A 16,823-nucleotide genomic window follows, 5' to 3' on the forward strand; every position below is an offset into this window, starting at 1 on the left:
CATTGCGCCGGGCCAGGCGGTGGCCGGACCTCTCATCAGCGTCTCCGACGGCACCTTCCGGACCCGGCGACACCACCCCCCAGGTCATCGCTTCGACAGAGGGGACACAGTCATACCGGGCCCGGAGGCCAGCGGCCCCGTTGCAGGACCGCGAAAAAGATAACGGGGCTCATTCAGCGGAGGGTGCCGCCAACCCGGTGAACCGATCCGGCCACAGCTCTAACCATCGCGGTTCCTCGAACCGTCGTCGCCCGGGTCTTCCTCCCGGTCGCGCGTGTGACCTCTGTCGGGCGAATGATTGCCAGGGTCAACCGCGTTCAGCGCGGGGCGTCCTGCGCCAGCGGCGCCGAAGTCCGCGGAGCCCATGAGGCTTCCGCTTCTGAGTCGACGATGCAGGGAGGCCCGTTGAGCGTCGAACCAGCCGCGGCCTTCGGCTGCCACGGACTCAAGGATACGAAGGGCGGTGGAAACGCCTGACGAGTCAAGAGCCAGCTGATACAGGTACTGAGGGTCTTCTTTGATGCGCCCGAGGAAGTCATGGAAATTCTCGACAACGATGTGGATCGTCTCAGAATTGAGGAGGGACAGGCGCAGTGCTTGGCTGAGGATGACCTCGTCCTGCGGACGCACACCTGACGTGACGGTGTCCGTGTCGAGAGGGACGACCCTTCGGCGGTCCCCGAGGCCGCGGATGCCGACCTGTGTGACCGCGACGGAGCCGATCGCGTCGTAGCGGAAGGTCGTCCGGTCTTCTTTGCTGTGCTGTGCGGTTCCGAAGTCCATTGTCCATTCATGCTGACGGACGCCGCCTTCTGTGAGCAGGAAGAGACGAATGATGTAGGACGAATAGCGTGGCGGGCCGCAGCGCGCCCGTGCGCGGATACATCCGGGGGCCGCCTCGGTGACGAAGAGGTACGTGCGAACGTCGTAGTGGGTGAGGCCGTAGTGCTCGAGGGATTCCCGGCGCAAGGCGCGGAGGTCGTAGTCGAGCCACTGAGCCATTTCATTGTCCGTGGGACGGTCGGAGAGAAAATCACGCCACTGGCGCCAGACTTGTAGCTCCGTCGCGTACCTGCTGCCGAACGAGCGGAGGTCCGCAGCATGGGTGCGGCGTTTGGCGAACACCGCGTAGCCGGCCTTGAACGTCAGGACTCCGGCGCCCGCAAGCAGAAGTGCCGCACCCAGTCCGGCGCCGGCATCGATCATGAGAAGATCCACCGCGCCGGTGAGAGCTCCGATACCGAAACAGATGATGCCTGCCCAAAAGGCGAGGGAGATGTGCACCGGCACACGCAGTCGCCGCCGGTAGTCGAAAAGTGTGCCGTTACGCCAGGCGTACACGGCCTCCTGAGCATGCATCAGGACGAGCCATTCCAGGCCGACCGTGTTGTGAGTGCCGCCGTAAGCGATGGTCAGTTCGTTGGCGAGGGTCATCCGGACGCCCGCCGAGTGCTGATTCCAGGCTGACGGGTCCTCACCCGAGTACGGTTGGAGGGCGAACACCGTAGAAATGATCTTCGTGACGTCCGTGTGAAATTTCTCGAACTGCTGATGCGGCCAGGCGATGCGATAGGCCCCGGGCACAACCGCCACGTTGAAGGGAACCGCGCCGTACTGCGCGAGCTGACCCCACTGCTGCGGCCCCGACCCGGCCGGAAAATGTCGGCCGTCCTCCTCTGTCAGACGGTCACTGAGCCAGCGCCGCTCCATGCCGTACCACACAGCAAGAGCCCCGCCTCCGCAACAGGAGAACGTGACGAAGAGGGCTGTTGCTACGCGTCCCTGGAACAGTACGGAGAGAGCGAGGACGTAGCCGAGGACGCCCAGAACTGCCGCGGCCGCCAACGCGACCTGATCCGTCGTGGTCAGGCCGGCGGGAACGGCTATGCGCTGCTTCGGTTCGACAGGGTCCGGGAGAAAGAACTTGGGCGCCCGGGTTTCTCGAGCGTTGGCGCGGCGCTTCTCCCGCACGAGAGCCGCGTCTGCCGCATCCAGACGGTCTCGGATCGCGCCGCTCATGATCATTTGAAGGTGCCGCATGAACTCGGAACGCCGCGCTTCGGGGAGTGCCTCGACCGCGGCACGGAACGAGAAGACGCCTTCACCTTCCTCCGACGCGCCGGATCCCTTGCTTACCAGGACCAGGAGCTGAAGGATGACGTGAATCGCGGTCCCGTAGTGTTCCGGAGATTCCTGGCTCTGGGACCGGCCGCCGTCGGTGGCAAATGCCGCCGCCTGGTGAAGGCGCTCCATGTCCTTTGGTCCGAGAAGTTCGTAGGGCTGATCGCTCAGCACGGCCAGCATCAGGTAATAGGCGCGCTCCGAGGTACGTCCCGCGCTGAAGGCTTTGTCGAGCAGCCGTAGGGCGCTGAGCCGATTGTGGCTGGTGAGGTCGCGAACACCTGCCTCGAAGTTTTCCTGCGGGGTGGCGTGCGGACCTGGAATGAACACGTCTCCGTGGACGACCCCGAACTGCCAGGAGTTTCCCCAGGCATTGAAGTTGAAGTTCGAACCGCCCGGCGGCTGGTTCACCGCTGCCCCGTGACCACGGCGATCAGACCGGCCACGGCGCCGGCCAGCCCGCTGACGTTCTCCACCAAGCCCCGGACCTTGCGCAGGGCACGAACTAAGGCGTTCCGCTGCTCCTCGTCGTCAGGTTCGGCGAACTGGGCCGCCTCGTCCAGAGCCTGGCGAGCGTCCGCATACGTGGCCGCGTCGACCTCGTCCTGTTCCCGGGCCGCGTCCAAGGCGCGGCGCAATGCCGTCACACCGTCGGCGAGAGAGGGCTGCGCCCCGTGACTCGCCCCGATGTTCACGTCGCCTGCCACATGCCCGATTTGCTTGCTGTCATTGCCATAACTGTGGAACGTGAAATTTTCCGACACTCAATCCCCCCGATGGCACAGATCCCCCTATGCCTAGCTTTCCCATCTCATATGAAAGCACGCGACCAGGCAGGTGTCAGGCAAACCATTGACACAGCGTCGGCGGGGACCGGTACACAGAGTCCACCGCTTGCTTGCGGGCGCGGCTGGTACGACCCCAGCCGCATGCGCCGCCGCATCTACCCCGACGCAGGGATTTGACCGTGACGGCCCTCGGTGACCCGGTGGAGGCACGGCCGTGGCGCGACGGCGACGGCCCGAAGCCGACCGTGTGGAGGTGGCCGCTCACCGATCCGCCCGCCCTGTGGGTACGCCAGAAGGGCAGCTGGAGGTGGGCACCCGTGACCGCCCGCCAGAACTGGCCTGACGGCCGGGTCGCTTACCAGGTGCTGATGGACACCGACGGGACGACGTCAAAGTCGCACCGCACCTACTGGTGGCCCCACCACGACGGACTCCGGATCGCCCACCGCAGCGCCGCCGAACCCACCACGGAAGCGGGCCGCGGCGGAGACCTGCCCCGACCACCACGACGCGTGAAGTTCACCTGACCACAGGCACGACAACGAACAGCCCCGACCGGGATCCGGTCGGGGCTGTTCGTACGAGCTGTGGCCGTGAAGGGCGGTCGCCTACGCGGCGAAAGGCTCCATGAGCTTCGGCCGAACGATCTTCTTGGAGGCGGTGCGGACTCGCTCCAGGTGTCCGTTCATGCGGCGCTCGCCACGCCCGGCTGGACGCAGACCGCGCGGCGCGACCCGACCACCGGGAACTCGATGCCCGTCGGCGGGCCTGGGACCGACGCGGCGCGCGCCGCCGGCGCGGCACCCCTTCACCGAGGAGATCCGGGTTACCGGTCCGAACTTGATCGCGACGGAGACGGAGTGGCGTGTGAGCCGTACCCCGGGTGACCCCCACGGGCCGGCCGGGCCAGTGCTGCCTTAGATGTGCGAACGCCCACCCCCAGATGTGGGGCGGGCGTTGGGTGAAGCGGGATGCTACTTCCCGATGGTGATCTTGTCGTTGTCGAGGAGCGCCGTATGCGTCGCCGCCCCGATGATCAGCAGCACCAGCAGGAACCCCGGCACAGGGCTCGTGTCATCCGGCTTGGGGCTGATCGCGAACGCGGTCGAGTACAGGACGATCTCGACAGCAGCCCACGTGATGGCGAGCCAGGGCTTCACGACGCCTTTCACCGCGGCGACGACGAACGGCACAGCCGCAGCCAGACCGGCGGTGACGATCGGGACGAGGACCCAGATCACCTTCGCGAAGGTGCTGTTGAACATGCGAGGGCGCGCCGGGGTGAGGGGCTGGGTGAGGTAAGGGTTGGCCATATGCGGGTCTCCCGAGGTTGGTGCCGTAGGGGGCAGTCTGCTGGTGGGTGGCCTAGCGTGCGGGCGGTTTAGGGGAATTGCTGCTCGCGGGTGACGTGGTGCCGCACGACGTTGCCAGTTGAGAATCAGCCATCGTCAATCGTGTCGAGGATCGTCTGGGCAGAGGCTCGGTCCTCAACGCTGAAGCAGTCGGGGTTCTGCAGGATCACATTGGCGCAGTTCCCCGACGACGGCCGCGTCGGCGGGCATCTCGTCCTCCTCCGCGGCTACGAGCTGGCTTCGACCCGACGATCCACTTTCGGGATCCGTCGACACGATCGAGGCCGCAGGTGGCCGGTGCATCGCCGTACTCGGAGAGATGCTGGAACTGGGCGACGCTGCCGTCGAAGCCCACCGCGAGGTCGGGCGCATGACAGCCGAGAGCGGGCGTCGACCTCGGCGTGGCGGTCGGCGGGGACAAGGCCAGGCAACTCGCCCTCGCGGCAGGCGCGGCAGGGGTGCCGGACATCGCGCTGGTCGGCGACAACGTCACCGCCGCCGCCTATCAACTCCCTCCTCCGCCCCGAAGACGTCGTGCTCGTCAACGCGTCCCGTGGCGGCCGGCTCTGGCAGATCGCCCACGTACTGGCGAGGCAGCCCGTCACCGGCCTGTGAGCAGCCGCCTGCCCGCTGTCATCTCCAGCTATCGGTCGTTGAGCTCGGAGCGGCGCGCTCCGCTCGCTGCGCGACGACGGCGTGCGGATCACCCTTCACCCGTGCGACCGGCTTCAGCGCGCGGACCGTCGGGCTTGCCACCGGCGAGAACTGGTAGCCGAGTTCGGCGCGCCGTCAGCGGCTGAGCCCGGGCATGCGCGGACAGGGCGCTTTCGGATTCGGCACCGTCTCGCTGTCAGCGCTGACGGTCGAGATCGTCGAGAATGCGTTGCAGAGCCTGGCCTCGGGCGTCCTCTCGAAGCTTGTCGTCCTGGAGGAGGGCACGGGCTTGTGCCATTGCCTCCGCAGTCTCCTGGCCCTCAGGGTGTTGCCTTCTCACATTCAGGTACTCCGTCAGAAGTTGGGCCTGAACGTGTGCGCGGCCCGGGAAGTCGGGTTCGTTCGCCAGGATCTCGACGGCGGTTCGGGTGGCCTGCTGTGCCTCGTCGTTGTGGCCGATGAGGTGGGCGTAGCGGCCGCCGGCCGCTGGACGCAGGAGACGAACACCTCCATCCACTCCGGCGACTCCCCAGCGCGGACCGTCATCCCGGTCCACTCCTCGACGCGCGGGTGGTCGAGGACGTCGGCAAGGGCGTCGGCGTCGAGTGCCTGCCCGGACGGGGCCTGGAGGCGCACGGCACCGTCCGCACAGAGCGGGACGGTGCGCCGGTCGTCGTCGGCGATGCCCCTGCGCAGCGGCATGAATGTGTTCATCTCCGAGCCGATCGACAGCCACCGTCCGTCGTGCTTCTCGTAGATGATGGAGCGGGAGACGCTGCCCTTGAGCCGCTGCGGGGTGACGAGCCGTCCGCCGTCGGTGAGTTGGTCGAGCCAGGCGTGAGGGATGCCGTGCGCGCCGACGGTGGCGATGATCCGGTCGTAGGGGGCGCCGTCGGCGTGGCCGAGGGCGCCGTCGCGCGTCAGAGCCTCCACGTTGGTGGCACCGGCGGCGGCGAGGTGGACGCGGGTGCCTTCGACCAGGTCGTCGTCGACGTCGATGGTGGTGACGTGTCCGGTAGGGCTGACGAGGTGGCCGAGCAGGGCGGCGTTGTAGCCGGTGCCGGCGCCGACTTCGAGGATGCGTTCGCCCGGCTGGGCTTCGAGCTGGTCCAGCATGAGTGCGACGATGCCCGGCTGGGAGGCGCAGGAGATCGACGTACCCATGGGGTCGTACTTCACGTTGACCGGTCTGTCGGCGTAGGCGTCGGCTAGGGAGGTACCGGGGACGAACAGGTGCCGGGGCACGGTGCGCAGGGCTGCTTCGATCGCGGGGGTGCGGGCGTGGCCGTCGGCCTGGATCTGATCCACCAGGAGTTGCGGAGCTGTTCGGCGTCGGCCTCGGGGGCGGTGAGTGTATGAGTGTTCACCGCGGTGACGCTAGGGGCCGTGGAGCCTGATGCTGGTGTGAGTCGGTGTTTTCACTCGATCTCATGACTGCCTCGCGATGACGGCGCGCAGGCCGCGGGTCAGGTCAGCGTGGGTGGAGAGGTGGGCGAGCGTGGTCCCGGTGGGTTCGAAGGCGGAGATCCACTCGGTGTGGCCGTTGAGCGTGCCCTGGCCGCGGCTCTGGTCGGTGAGCGCGCGGGCGGCGGTTGGCTTGTTCGTGATGGTGTTGCTGGGCGCCGTCGGGTAGGAGCGCGTTGTGGCGTCGAGCGGCTACGGCTTGTGGGGGGCGATCTGGTCGTGGTGCCGTTCGTTGATCGGCGTCACGCGGGCAGGGCAGCGTGGCGGGAGGTCGCGGAATGCCGAGCGGTCAGCGTTCGGCAAGGAGTAGCGCTAGCGGGCCGGCGGGGAGGAGGAACCGCCCCTGGTGGATGGCCTGGAGCGCATCGGTCATGGGCCACCACATCAGCTTGAAGTCCTGCTCTGTTTCTGTGAGTTCTTGGGCGCCGAGTGTCAGGCGGCGGGCTTCGAACAGGTGGACGCGTGCTGTGGATGCGAGGGTAATGACGTGGGAGCCCAGCGGGCGCCATTCCTCTGCTGTCACGCCGGCTTCCTCGCGCAGTTCGCGGCGGGCGCAGTCCAGTGCCGTTTCGCCGTCTTCGTGGCGGCCGCCGGGGAGGAAAAGGTACTCGCCTCCGTGGTTTGGGAAGTCTGCGCTCAGCAGTGCCACCAGGCCGTCTGCGTCGCGTGCCACGGTCACGGAGGCGTCGCGCATTGATCCGTCGTTCATAGGGAGGGAGCGTAGCGGTCAGCCGTGTATCCAGGCGGCGAAGGGAACGTTCCACACGGAGGGGTGGGCGATGCCGCGGCCGTGGAAGCCGTCGTCGCCGTAGGCGTCTCCGTGGTCGGCGCACATGATGACGAGCCATTGCCCGCGTGCGGAAAGCCCGTCGAGGAGACGTCCCAGGTGAGTGTCGGCGTAGGCGAGGGCTGCGGTCTGAGAGGCGGTGCTGTCGGTGCTGTTGCCTATGTAGTGGGCGTGGGGGACGTGGGTGGCGGAGACGTTGACGAACAGGAACAGCGGCTGCAGACCGGAGTAGCGGTCGGCGATGTCGAGCGCCTGGTCTGTCTGGTGTCGGGTGGACTCGATTTCCGGGGAGCCGAACTCAGGTCGCCAGTGGGCCTCATGGAACATGGCGGGCAGTACTGATCCGAGGGGCGTCTCCGCGGAGAAGTAGGTGACTCCGCCGACACATGCGGTGCGGTAGCCGTGAGTGGCGAGACCGTTGAGAAGGTTTGGTGCGTCGAATACGAACGTCTCCGGCGGAGTTTCCTTGAAGGCCGGTGGGCGGCATTCCCAGAGGCGTGTCGGCTGCGCAGGCTGAGGCAGTTTCGGCAGGAAGCCGGAGAAGAACGCCATGTGCGCGGGCAGGGTGAACGTGCCGGGAGTCTGCCGGCGTTCCCACTGTCCTCCCGGCAGGACCTCGGCGAGGTGGGGCGTACGGCCCTCCGCGAGGGCCATGCTGGCGACGTCGTGGCGCAGCGAGTCGAGTGTAACGAAAAGGATGTTGGTGCCGGACTCGATGATCTGGGCTGCATCGATCACGGGCAGGACCCTTCAGGCGACGCGGCAGGCCAGGGCACGATTTTGCCCTGGGCCTGGGTGTTGACGGGGATGGGGACGCGGTCCCGGTCGATGAGGTCACGGATGTTCGCGAGCCCGTTGGTCTCGTCCAGGAGGACACCGTGCGCGGTGTAGAGGCGGATGTGGACGGTGTCGCCGGGCGCAGAGGGCTGCGTTGACACCCACGCTGCGGGCGCCTCGTAGGCTTTCGCCTCCGCGAGGAGTTCCTCGGCGGGCCGCTGGTGCAGGTAGCGGACGGTGCAGGCGTAGTGCTGTGCGTGGGTGGCGCCCTGGCACAGGCGGTCGGCGAATTCGATGCTGACCGGGTGCCCGTCGTGTGCCACGGCGAGACGGGATGCCTTGGCTGTGACGACCAGGCAGGAACCCATCCACCAGCCGACGGCTCCGTGGATCTGGTCGGGGTAGCGGCCAACGGCGCCCCCGTCTCGGATGACGGCGCCGGTGTCGATGGGGTTAAGCACGGGCGTTCTCCAGATCGGTGAGGACCCAGTCGGCGAGCTCTTGCGGGGTCTTGTCGTCGGTGTCGAGCCAGACTGCGGTGTCGTCGTCTTCCGCTACCTGGGTGAAGTTGTCGAGGAGCCGATGGAGCCGGTCGGGGATGGTGAGGAGATCGGTGTCGTCGCTTTTCAGGTCTGATTTGGTGGTCATCCGCGCGCGCAGGGCTTCTTCCGAGCAGCGTAGGTAGTAGGTGCGCGTGGCCGGTGCCAGGTAGGACTGGAAGGGTTTCAGGAGCGTGTTCACGACGTCGACGGGGACGCGGTGCACGGCGGCGTGGCAGGCGATGACGGAGGACATGTATCGGTCCGCCACTACCGGCCCGTGCGCTTGGGCTTCCCGTATGCGGTCGGATGCGTGGAGCAGCCCTGAGAGGTAAAACCCCAGTTGGGGGAGTGGCCGCAGTCGCCGGTTGACGGTCGAGGACAGTCCGGTGTGCGGATCGGGCAGCGTGTGCAGGCGGGTTGCGCTCAGCCGCATGGCGAGTATCTCGGCCAGGGTGGACTTGCCGATGCCGGAGACGCCCTCGAGGACGACGACCGGGTTCGGAGCGCTCTCGTAGTAGTACGGCTGGTAGGGCGGTGGAAAAGTTGTCATAGCGTCCCCTCGGTGAAGGATGTGATGTGTCCGGCGACGGCTGACACCAGGCGGTCCGGGTCGTTGAGGAGTTCGTTCACGTTCAGGCGCAGGTCATCGCGCAGGAGGCAGGGTTGGATGCCCCCGTTGTGGTCCACCCGCAGAGCCCAGAAGCCTTCGACGCATTGCGGCCGCAGGGGGCAGGTGCCGCACTGGCCGACGTGGTGCCGGCCAAGATTGCGGTGGATCACATCGATCTCTATGCCGTCGATGCGGAAGACCCGTCGGCCCTGACCGACCCCGACAACTTCGACGGATTCGTCGGTGGTGAGGGTGCGCAGGTAGTTCAAGATTGCGTCGGCCGAAACGGCCGAGCCCGCGCGGGCTTCGTTGAAGTCTGTCCCCACCAGTTCGATGAACTGCACGGGCAGGCGACGTTCCAGGGCGAAGTCAAGGATCTGCTCTACTTCGTGAGCGTTCTCCTTCTGGAGCAGCGTGTTCAGCTCGACCCGAGGGAACATCTCCCGAGCCGCCTCGACACCGTCCAGGACGGTGTCGATTCCGATACGGGTCCCGGCAATGGCCCGCAGGCTCGCATCGGAGAAGTAGTGCAGCGACACTTTCACCTTGTCCAAAGAAACCCGGGAGAGCCATGAGCGGTGCGTGCGGACGCGGGTCCCGTTGGTGATGAGCGTGTACGAGGCGTCCGGGCCGCGCTCGGGAAGGCCTTCGAGAATCGGCCTGGCCATGGGAGACGTCAGCGGCTCGCCACCGGTGAAGTAGACGCGCTTCAGGCCAGCGTTCATCAGGTAGTCCAGCAACTTTAGGTAGCCGTCCGGGGTCAGGGCGCGCTCCCTCGGCTGCTGTGAGCGATCCACCTTGGTCAGCGGCGGCGGAACGTCGCCCTCGTTGTGGCAGAACCAGCATGCGATGTTGCACCGCGGGGTGAAGGAGACGCGAAGCTGTCCGCGTAGGGCAGCGAAGTTCTTCAGGGCTGTGAAGTCGACGGCGTCGGCTCCAACGGGGCTGGTCAGCTTTTGCATGCGTGCTGGCCTCCAGAGCATTGATGGGGACCCTGGGCCGCCTCGTCGGGGGAGGCGAGACGGCCCAGGGAGTGGGCCCGGCATGGCGCGGTCAGCCGTGAGGGAGCACGGTCGCAGCGTCATGCCGGGAGTCAGCGGGAACCTGTCAGGCGTCATCGGCGCTGGGCAGGAACGCCAGGAACACGCCGCGGTGGCGTAGGAAGTCGAGGAGCTCTTCGTAGACGGCGTTGTCCGTCGTGATGGCCTGCCGGCTAATGGCGACGATGCCGTGGGCGAAGCCCTGCGTCGCGTACCGGCAGGCCTCGTTGAAGCCGCATCGGTCGGTTACCGGTGGGGCTTGCCCGAGGTCGGCGAAACTGGTCAGCGCAACCTGCCAGCCCTTTTTAAGCACGTGGGCCTCGATCAGTTCCAGGTCCACGCGACGCTCGGCAACGGATGAAGCCAGCACGTACGGCGCGACGCGCAGGGTGCGCGAGGCTCCATCGGTGACCTCCTGCTCGTACCGGCTGCGGAGGCCTTCAAGACGTCCATCGGCGAGAGATTGGGAAAGGGAAGACTGTGCGCTGTCCGTGGTCACGTCGTTGTCCCTCACAGTCGGGCCCCTGCCACTGAGGGGAGCCAGGCCAGATGTCTCGGGGCCGGGGAGTGGAACCGCGCGCGGCGAAGGGTCCGAGGTGGCAGCACCTTCGCCGAGCGCGGAGATCAGGAGATGGAGCTCACGAACCGGCCCAGCAGTTCCTCATGGGGGATCGGGCCGGGCTGGAAGCGGTCCAGGAAGTCACGCAGCGGGTGGTGGGGTACCAGGCGGTCTCCACGGCACGGACGCAGCCAGTAAGGGCCTGGGGGCTCTGTCTGGGTCATGGCTGGAAGGGCGAGTTCATACGGGGCGCCTAGACACGTGCCGTACCGGTGCGGTTCCCAGACCGCGTGCGTACCCGGAGGGACCAGCCAGATCAGCCATCCCCGCTCGTGATCCTCGATCACCGGTCCGCACGAAGGGACGTCGGAGCGCCGGCCGGGAACGTGCTGCACCTCGTCCAGGAGACTCATGACCGCGTAGGCTTCGGGGCCGTTCGCGGTGACGACGATGTCGAAGAAGCGTCCTCCTAACGGCAACTTAAGTGGGGCACCGCGGTGGAGGTCCATCAGGTTCCGCACGCGGGCGGCGAGGTCGTGCATGTCTGTTGCGATGTCCTCGGGCGCGATGACCTCGGACCGACTTGTGAACTCGGCTCGCGCGGCCGGTGCTCTGCCGTTCCACGATGCTGGGCGATGAGGGAGTGGGGTGCGCGTCATTCGGAACCGTCCCAGGTAGCGGGGATAATGGCCTGAACCGTCTTGCCGACGACTCGGCCGTCGTTGTCTTTCGTCACGTCCCAGGACAGGCGTCCGCGGTAGTGCGCCACCCACCACAACCCGGTGGGTTTGCCTCGAACCTCGCCGCTCTGCTCGGCGAATGCCTCGAACCCAGGGAAGTCCGGCAGCGCGTCCTCAACCTCGATGGCCAGATCGTTGGCGTCGGAGAGACCGAACACCCGCAAGAACACGAGGTTGCCGGGCTGAAGGGGCGTGCCATGCCTGGCGGCGTTCTCGACGAGATGACTGGCAACACGTGTCGCCTGGTCGACATTGCCTATCCAGCGCACGACGGTGAGCCACGTGCGCAGGTGGATCCGGGTCATAGGAGCCGCACTGTCGTTGGCTTTGAGCGGCCAAGTCTGGCGGAAGCGGGGCTGTTCCTCCGTGAGCGGCAGCAGCGTGGCTTTGTTCGTGTGCGGTCGTGGAGCCGTTGGTTCTATGGCACCAGTGGAGCGCTGCGTTGGCGTGTTCACGGGGGGCTCCCATGGGATCTGTGCTCGGTCGGGCGCCGCGACGAGTGCGGCTTGGGCTCGTGGTAGCCACCTGGGTAGCGGCTGGCCGGTAACCAGGTAACGCCGTTGCGCAGCAGCCTGGTTAGGGCGATGGGAGTGGAGTTTCGCAGGATCCCCTAGGGTGATTTGACTACTGCATTACCTGACGGGCGGGCAGTGAATCGCTACGGTGTGTGTATGAATGCCACGCGCAATAAGGCTCTTGTGGCGTGGATGGACGAGCACGGCCACAGCTCCAACAGCCTGGCTGAAGCGGTGAACAGGGCACTTGAGCAGCTCACTGGGCGGACGGGCGGACTGGACGGCTCCTCTGTCCGGGACTGGAAGGCGGGCAGGGTCCAATGGCCTAAATCGGCCACCCGCAGGGCCCTCGAGACTGTTAGCGGCTTACCTGCAACTGCCTTAGGGTTCGTTCCACGACGCCGGGCATCGTCCACCCAAGCCACACTGCAGGAGGACCTCGATATGAAGCGCCGCAATGTCGTCGGCGGTCTCGTCGCCGCCGCTGCAGCCGCCGCCCCCGGCAACGCAGGGCGTCGACGTATTGGCATGAACGATGTCAACCGCCTACAGCAACGCTTCGCCGAAGTCGTTGCGAGCGACCATCGCTACGGCGGCCAACGAGGTATCGAACAGCACGCCGCCGCACTAGCGGATGAAGCACTGAACCTTCAGAGTGCTGGCAGCGCGACGCAGCGCGTGCGAAACAACCTCTACGGGTGCGCAGCTTCGTTCCGTTCTTCCGCCATGTGGGCGGCGATCGACGGCCGCCGCTATGCGGACGCGAGGGCGCATATGCGTGAGGCCCAGGCGCTCGCTGAGATGTCTGGCGACCAGGCGATCAAGTTCCGTATCTGGAGCCACGCTGGCGCCATGTACAGGCACATAGGGCGCCCAGGCGAGGCTTTCGCGGCGAATGATGTCGCCCGCAGCCTCCACATCACACGCCGGGATCCCATGTTCGCCTCGCTCGGTCTGGCCCGACAAGCCGCCATCCACGGCGCAGCGCACGATCGCACGGGTACTTGCCGTGCGCTCGACCAGGCGCAGGATGCCCTCCAGCGCATGGACTCTGATGCCCACCGGCCGGTGTGGTTGCTCGCCTTCTACGACCAAGCGGAGCTGAACTCTCTCGCGCTCTCTGCTTTCCTTGCGCTGGGTGACTACCCGACCGCCGAATCCCACGCCCATCGCTGCCTTGCCACCCTGCGGCCGCACATGCGGCGATCTCACGCGATCACCACAACGAGACTCGCACACGCCCAACTTGCTCAAGGCGACCTTGAGTCCGCAGCGACCACAGCGATGTACGTGCCCGCCGACGCCGCCACCGAGCACGCGCGCGTTTCTCGCATGCTGCAAGAATTTGGCGCCGCGCTCCGTGCGCGGGCGCCACGCAGCTCCATCGCGCAGACCTGGACCGAGCACACTCGCGACGCCTGGAAGGCTTCCACATGACCTCGGCACCCACCACGGAGCTCCGGATGTTCACCACGTTGGACTCGATCCGCGGTGACGTGGTCGACGTATACGCTGAGGTGAGAGCGCCCCTGCTGCACTTGCCGAACTACGCCGTCACCGCATTTGGTGAGCGGCTGGACCGTCACGGGGCGGAGCCAGGGTTCACAGTGGTCTTGGCCTACGTCGGCGGTTTCCCGGTCGGCTACGCCTATGGCAACCGCATCGAGCACGGCGACCGTTACTGGCAGCGCACGTCCCCGGAGCCGGCGGAGGAGTACACCCGGCGTCCTGTCGTGGCCTTGAAGGAGATCGGCGTGCGGGACGCCTGGCGCGGGACGGGGACAGCCCGACGTATCCATGACGCCTTCATTGCCGCCCGGGACGAGTCGTACGTCACGCTCATGGTGAACCGGGCGGCCGGTGACGGAAAGGTTCATGGGCTCTACCACGCCTGGGGCTACGAAGACATCGGCCAGAGTCAGCCGTCGGCGGCATCGCCAACGCTCACAGTGATGATCCGCTCCGCCGACTGAGGCGGGCGAAGGTTATTCGGGCCGTTTCCGGCGCGCGTGTGCAGGACGCGGTCTTGCTAAATGGTCGCGTGGAACGGCTTTGAGACGGAGGAGTCCGCAGGCGCGCAAGTCTTCGGTATGGACGGGACATTGTCTTCTCGGCCTCGGCTATGGGGCTACCGTGCCGCTTACCAATGAGCGTAGCTGGCTGGCCTCGCTCTACCGGCCGCGGTCCACTATGCGGTCGGGGCGGTCGAAGAGTTCATTGATCAGCTGTTCGGTTTCCAACTCCAGCGAGAAGTCGAGGGCTCGGGCTACAAACTCCTCGCCCAACAACACCGCATCGGACGCTTCCGCCGCTCCTACGACCCCGACTCCTGGGACACCCAAGACCCCGTCAACCTGGCACTGTCCGCCGCCAACACCTGCCTCTACGGCATCGTCCACGCCGCCATCGTCGCCCTCGGCTGCTCCCCGGCCCTCGGGTTCGTCCACAGCGGCAACCACAAGCCTTTGTCTACGACATCGCCGACCTCTACAAAGCGGAACTCACCATCCCCCTTGCCTTCTCCCTGAACGCCTCCACCCACCCCGAAGGCGAAGCCCGCCGCTCCTTCCGTAACGGACTGCGCCTCTTCCGCCTCATGCCCCGCATCGTCCGCGACCGCCAGACCCTCCTCGCCCCCAACGACGCGCATACCGCCCCCGACGAAGACCTCGATGAACAACTCGTCGACCTCTGGGACCCCATCACCGGCCCCCTACCCGGCGGCACCAACCACGCGCCCAACCACACCACCTGAACCACACAAGGAGCGTCCCGACCGGTGCCCGCCGTGACCGTCATCTCCGCCACCGCCGTTCCCGACCACCTCCGCGGCGCTCTCACCCGATGGCTCCTCGAAGTCACCCCCACCCTCTACATCGGCACCATCTCCGCCCGCGTCCGCACAGAACTCTGGAAGAACCTCACCTCCTGCCTCACAGACGGCAATGCCGTCCTGGCCTACCCTGCCGCCAACGAACAGGGCTTCACCCTCCACACGGCCGGCCCTCAACGCCGCGATCCGCAGGACTTCGACGGCCTCACACTCATCGCGTTTCAACGAGCGAACGAGAGTCAAGGAGTTGCAAAGCTGGCGTAGAGCTGCAGGTCGCGAAGGGTCCGCTCCGCGCAGGCGGAGGTGAACCGCCGCAGGCGCCGCCGAGGGGGCGCAGCGATGAGTCCGCTCCGCGCAGGCGGAGGTGAACCGCCGCCGTGGCAGTCGGACTCGGTCTCGCCGCTGTCCGCTCCGCGCAGGCGGAGGTGAACCGTCCTACGGACGTACCCAGCGCTCGGCGCTGAAGTCCGCTCCGCGCAGGCGAACCGCAACGGTTTGGCACCTAAAGGGGTGTTGCACAAGCCTGTTTTCGGGCAGGTCGGGGTGGTGAGGTGGTCTTCTGGTCATGATGCGAGGGAGAGGTTGTGCATGTGGGCGACGGCGTGGTGGAGGCCGTCGCCGTGCTGCCGGCAGTCGCGGAGGATCTTGTAGATCTTCATCCGGCCGATGAATTGTTCCACCCGAGCCCGCACAGTTCAAGGATCAAGTTAGCTTGGGGTGCATCGCCAGGTGCGTGAAGTCGTATTCCCAGCTGCCGGAAAGCACGGCGCCCTGATCGGCGATCGGGACGGCGGTCAGGTGAGTCTCATGGTCTGCCAGCGGCGTTCGAAGTCATCTGAGTGTCTTGCGATGTCTTCGTGCGTGACGGGCCTGTTGTATTGGGCGGTGATTCCCTGACGCGCGCAGTCTTGGGCCACGCTCTTGAGCGAGGGCTCTCGCATACGCGCACGGTGGTCTGCCCAGATGTGGTAGATGCGGAAGTGAAGGAAGTAGCGGCGTAGGGTTGACGGGCTGACAGGCGCGCCGTTGCGCCCCGTCACCCCGCTGCTGGCGAGGCTTGTGGAGAGTTGTTTGTCCGTAGGTTCCTGGCCACGCTCGTGCTGGTATTGCCTCCAGGCAAGGTAGTACCGATCGACTATGGTCAGGCGGCGGTCGTCGCGAACGGCTGTCTGCTGATCGTTGGTGGATAGGCTCACTTTCGGCCCGGCTATGTCTTCCGCGGCGTCTGCTCTCGTGTGAGCTTGCTGTGTCACGTCGGATGGGAATTCCGGAGCGCTCTTCGTTTCGTATGGGCCTGTTGGTGTCGGGCTGACCGGCAGTGCTTTGTGAGCGAAGCCGCGCTGCTGGAAGGCCTGGACGAAGACGTGGAGATCCTCCGCGATGAGGGGTTCACCGGCTGCAGTCGTGATGCCGTCACGCTCGAAAACGTACCGGGCCAGGACGGACGCTTCCGGGTAGCTGCCGTACTCATGCGCGTAGTCCAGCCAGGCGCGGTAGAAGAACTCCTCCCAAGCCAGGTCCTCACTGGCCGCGTTCCTGCCGGGTTCGGCATCAGGAGCTATCGAGTGCGATTCGTAGCGGTGCCGCAACTGGCTGACGATGGGGGAAAGCTGTTCATTGGAAAGTGGATTGCCTGCCGCTGTTGTGATGGCGAACCGGTCACGTAGGAAGAGGGCGAACTGGCTTGGTGTGGGCGCTACGACGAACTGGGCAATCCATGACTGGTAGGCGTCTGCGAACAGACCGCCGTCACTGGCGTCCTGGAAGGTTGGCTCCCGCCGCTGTGCCGTTTTCGCGGCCTCTGCTTGTGTCTCGATCTGCTCCGGGGCGTGCCCGCTGTTTCCGGCGCCCGGTTGGGTCGCCTCCACTGTCAGTTCCGGGTGCTCGAGTACCGTGGGGGTCGACGGTGTTTCGAGGTCAGCCTCGGCCACCTCCAGCTGCGGCGGGGGCGGCAGCAGCACCGGCTCGATGCCCGCCGCGGCGAGACCCGAGGGAGCCGTCTCCGCGAGGGGGACGCCGTAGCGCGCCAGGCGCAGCGGCA

At 66.5% G+C, this 16,823-nt stretch carries 16 protein-coding genes and 4 pseudogenes; 6 read left to right on the plus strand and 14 right to left on the minus strand.

Annotation, left to right across the window (positions count from 1 at the left end; translation table 11 throughout):
- Window positions 1–219: 219 nt before the first annotated feature.
- Both AB0C62_RS35215 and AB0C62_RS35220 read right to left on the minus strand, forming a co-directional pair.
- Window positions 220–2,532, minus strand: a complete 2,313-nt coding sequence (locus tag AB0C62_RS35215) for a hypothetical protein (RefSeq protein ID WP_362980276.1) — start codon at window positions 2,530–2,532, stop codon at window positions 220–222.
- Entirely contained in the window at window positions 2,529–2,885 is a 357-nt protein-coding gene (locus AB0C62_RS35220; RefSeq protein ID WP_362980278.1) for a hypothetical protein, read from the minus strand. The genes AB0C62_RS35215 and AB0C62_RS35220 overlap by 4 nt, the downstream gene beginning before the upstream one ends.
- A gap of 203 nt (window positions 2,886–3,088) precedes the next feature.
- Between AB0C62_RS35220 and AB0C62_RS35225 the strand changes: the two genes are divergently transcribed.
- Window positions 3,089–3,436, plus strand: a complete 348-nt coding sequence (locus tag AB0C62_RS35225; RefSeq protein WP_362980280.1) for a hypothetical protein — start codon at window positions 3,089–3,091, stop codon at window positions 3,434–3,436.
- 225 nt (window positions 3,437–3,661) lie between these two features.
- Window positions 3,662–3,796: an excalibur calcium-binding domain-containing protein gene (locus AB0C62_RS35230; protein ID WP_362980310.1), complete on the plus strand. Its 135-nt coding sequence runs from the start codon at window positions 3,662–3,664 to the stop codon at window positions 3,794–3,796.
- A gap of 87 nt (window positions 3,797–3,883) precedes the next feature.
- Here AB0C62_RS35230 and AB0C62_RS35235 read toward each other — a convergent pair whose 3' ends face one another.
- The 10 genes and pseudogenes from AB0C62_RS35235 to AB0C62_RS35280 form a co-directional block, all read right to left on the minus strand.
- The gene (locus AB0C62_RS35235) at window positions 3,884–4,222 is read right to left on the minus strand and encodes a hypothetical protein (protein ID WP_362980282.1); all 339 of its coding nucleotides are present in this window, start codon (window positions 4,220–4,222) and stop codon (window positions 3,884–3,886) included.
- Between the two features lie 1,185 nt (window positions 4,223–5,407).
- Window positions 5,408–6,291, minus strand: a pseudogene (fxlM, locus tag AB0C62_RS35240) (methyltransferase, FxLD system); the annotation flags it as partial.
- 377 nt (window positions 6,292–6,668) lie between these two features.
- On the minus strand, window positions 6,669–7,088 hold the full coding sequence (locus tag AB0C62_RS35245) for an NUDIX domain-containing protein (protein ID WP_362980284.1): 420 nt from the start codon (window positions 7,086–7,088) through the stop codon (window positions 6,669–6,671).
- Between the two features lie 18 nt (window positions 7,089–7,106).
- Entirely contained in the window at window positions 7,107–7,904 is a 798-nt protein-coding gene (locus AB0C62_RS35250) for an STM4013/SEN3800 family hydrolase (protein WP_362980286.1), read from the minus strand.
- Complete coding sequence (locus AB0C62_RS35255) at window positions 7,901–8,404, minus strand: hypothetical protein (protein ID WP_362980288.1); 504 nt, start codon at window positions 8,402–8,404, stop codon at window positions 7,901–7,903. Before AB0C62_RS35255 ends, AB0C62_RS35250 begins: the two co-directional genes overlap by 4 nt.
- Window positions 8,397–9,035 carry a thymidylate kinase gene (locus AB0C62_RS35260; protein WP_362980290.1) on the minus strand — a complete coding sequence of 213 codons (639 nt, stop codon included), beginning with the start codon at window positions 9,033–9,035 and terminating at the stop codon, window positions 8,397–8,399. The genes AB0C62_RS35255 and AB0C62_RS35260 overlap by 8 nt, the downstream gene beginning before the upstream one ends.
- Entirely contained in the window at window positions 9,032–10,057 is a 1,026-nt protein-coding gene (locus AB0C62_RS35265; protein WP_362980292.1) for a radical SAM protein, read from the minus strand. The genes AB0C62_RS35260 and AB0C62_RS35265 overlap by 4 nt, the downstream gene beginning before the upstream one ends.
- Window positions 10,058–10,202: 145 nt before the next feature.
- Window positions 10,203–10,634, minus strand: coding sequence for a hypothetical protein (locus AB0C62_RS35270; RefSeq protein WP_362980294.1), 432 nt, complete (start codon window positions 10,632–10,634; stop codon window positions 10,203–10,205).
- Between the two features lie 125 nt (window positions 10,635–10,759).
- Window positions 10,760–11,236: a hypothetical protein gene (locus AB0C62_RS35275; RefSeq protein ID WP_362980296.1), complete on the minus strand. Its 477-nt coding sequence runs from the start codon at window positions 11,234–11,236 to the stop codon at window positions 10,760–10,762.
- Between the two features lie 113 nt (window positions 11,237–11,349).
- Window positions 11,350–11,889: a hypothetical protein gene (locus tag AB0C62_RS35280; RefSeq protein ID WP_362980298.1), complete on the minus strand. Its 540-nt coding sequence runs from the start codon at window positions 11,887–11,889 to the stop codon at window positions 11,350–11,352.
- 216 nt (window positions 11,890–12,105) lie between these two features.
- On the opposite strand from AB0C62_RS35280, the gene AB0C62_RS35285 reads away from it, so the two are divergent.
- The 4 genes and pseudogenes from AB0C62_RS35285 to cas2e all read left to right on the plus strand — a co-directional run bounded on the left by AB0C62_RS35285 (window position 12,106) and on the right by cas2e (window position 15,046).
- Window positions 12,106–13,386, plus strand: a complete 1,281-nt coding sequence (locus AB0C62_RS35285) for an XRE family transcriptional regulator (RefSeq protein WP_362980300.1) — start codon at window positions 12,106–12,108, stop codon at window positions 13,384–13,386.
- Window positions 13,383–13,922 (plus strand): GNAT family N-acetyltransferase, encoded by a 540-nt coding sequence (locus AB0C62_RS35290; protein WP_362980302.1) that lies wholly within the window; start codon window positions 13,383–13,385, stop codon window positions 13,920–13,922. Before AB0C62_RS35285 ends, AB0C62_RS35290 begins: the two co-directional genes overlap by 4 nt.
- A gap of 294 nt (window positions 13,923–14,216) precedes the next feature.
- Window positions 14,217–14,704: pseudogene (locus tag AB0C62_RS35295) on the plus strand (CRISPR-associated endonuclease Cas1); the annotation flags it as partial.
- A 24-nt stretch (window positions 14,705–14,728) separates the two neighbouring features.
- Window positions 14,729–15,046 carry a type I-E CRISPR-associated endoribonuclease Cas2e gene (gene cas2e, locus AB0C62_RS35300; protein WP_362980304.1) on the plus strand — a complete coding sequence of 106 codons (318 nt, stop codon included), beginning with the start codon at window positions 14,729–14,731 and terminating at the stop codon, window positions 15,044–15,046.
- A gap of 299 nt (window positions 15,047–15,345) precedes the next feature.
- Here cas2e and AB0C62_RS35305 read toward each other — a convergent pair.
- Both AB0C62_RS35305 and AB0C62_RS35310 read right to left on the minus strand, forming a co-directional pair.
- Window positions 15,346–15,474, minus strand: a pseudogene (locus AB0C62_RS35305) (IS5/IS1182 family transposase); the annotation flags it as partial.
- Between the two features lie 102 nt (window positions 15,475–15,576).
- Window positions 15,577–16,823, minus strand: a pseudogene (locus tag AB0C62_RS35310) (hypothetical protein); the annotation flags it as partial.

Source organism: Streptomyces sp. NPDC048643 (assembly GCF_040650615.1).
Taxonomy (GTDB): domain Bacteria; phylum Actinomycetota; class Actinomycetes; order Streptomycetales; family Streptomycetaceae; genus Streptomyces.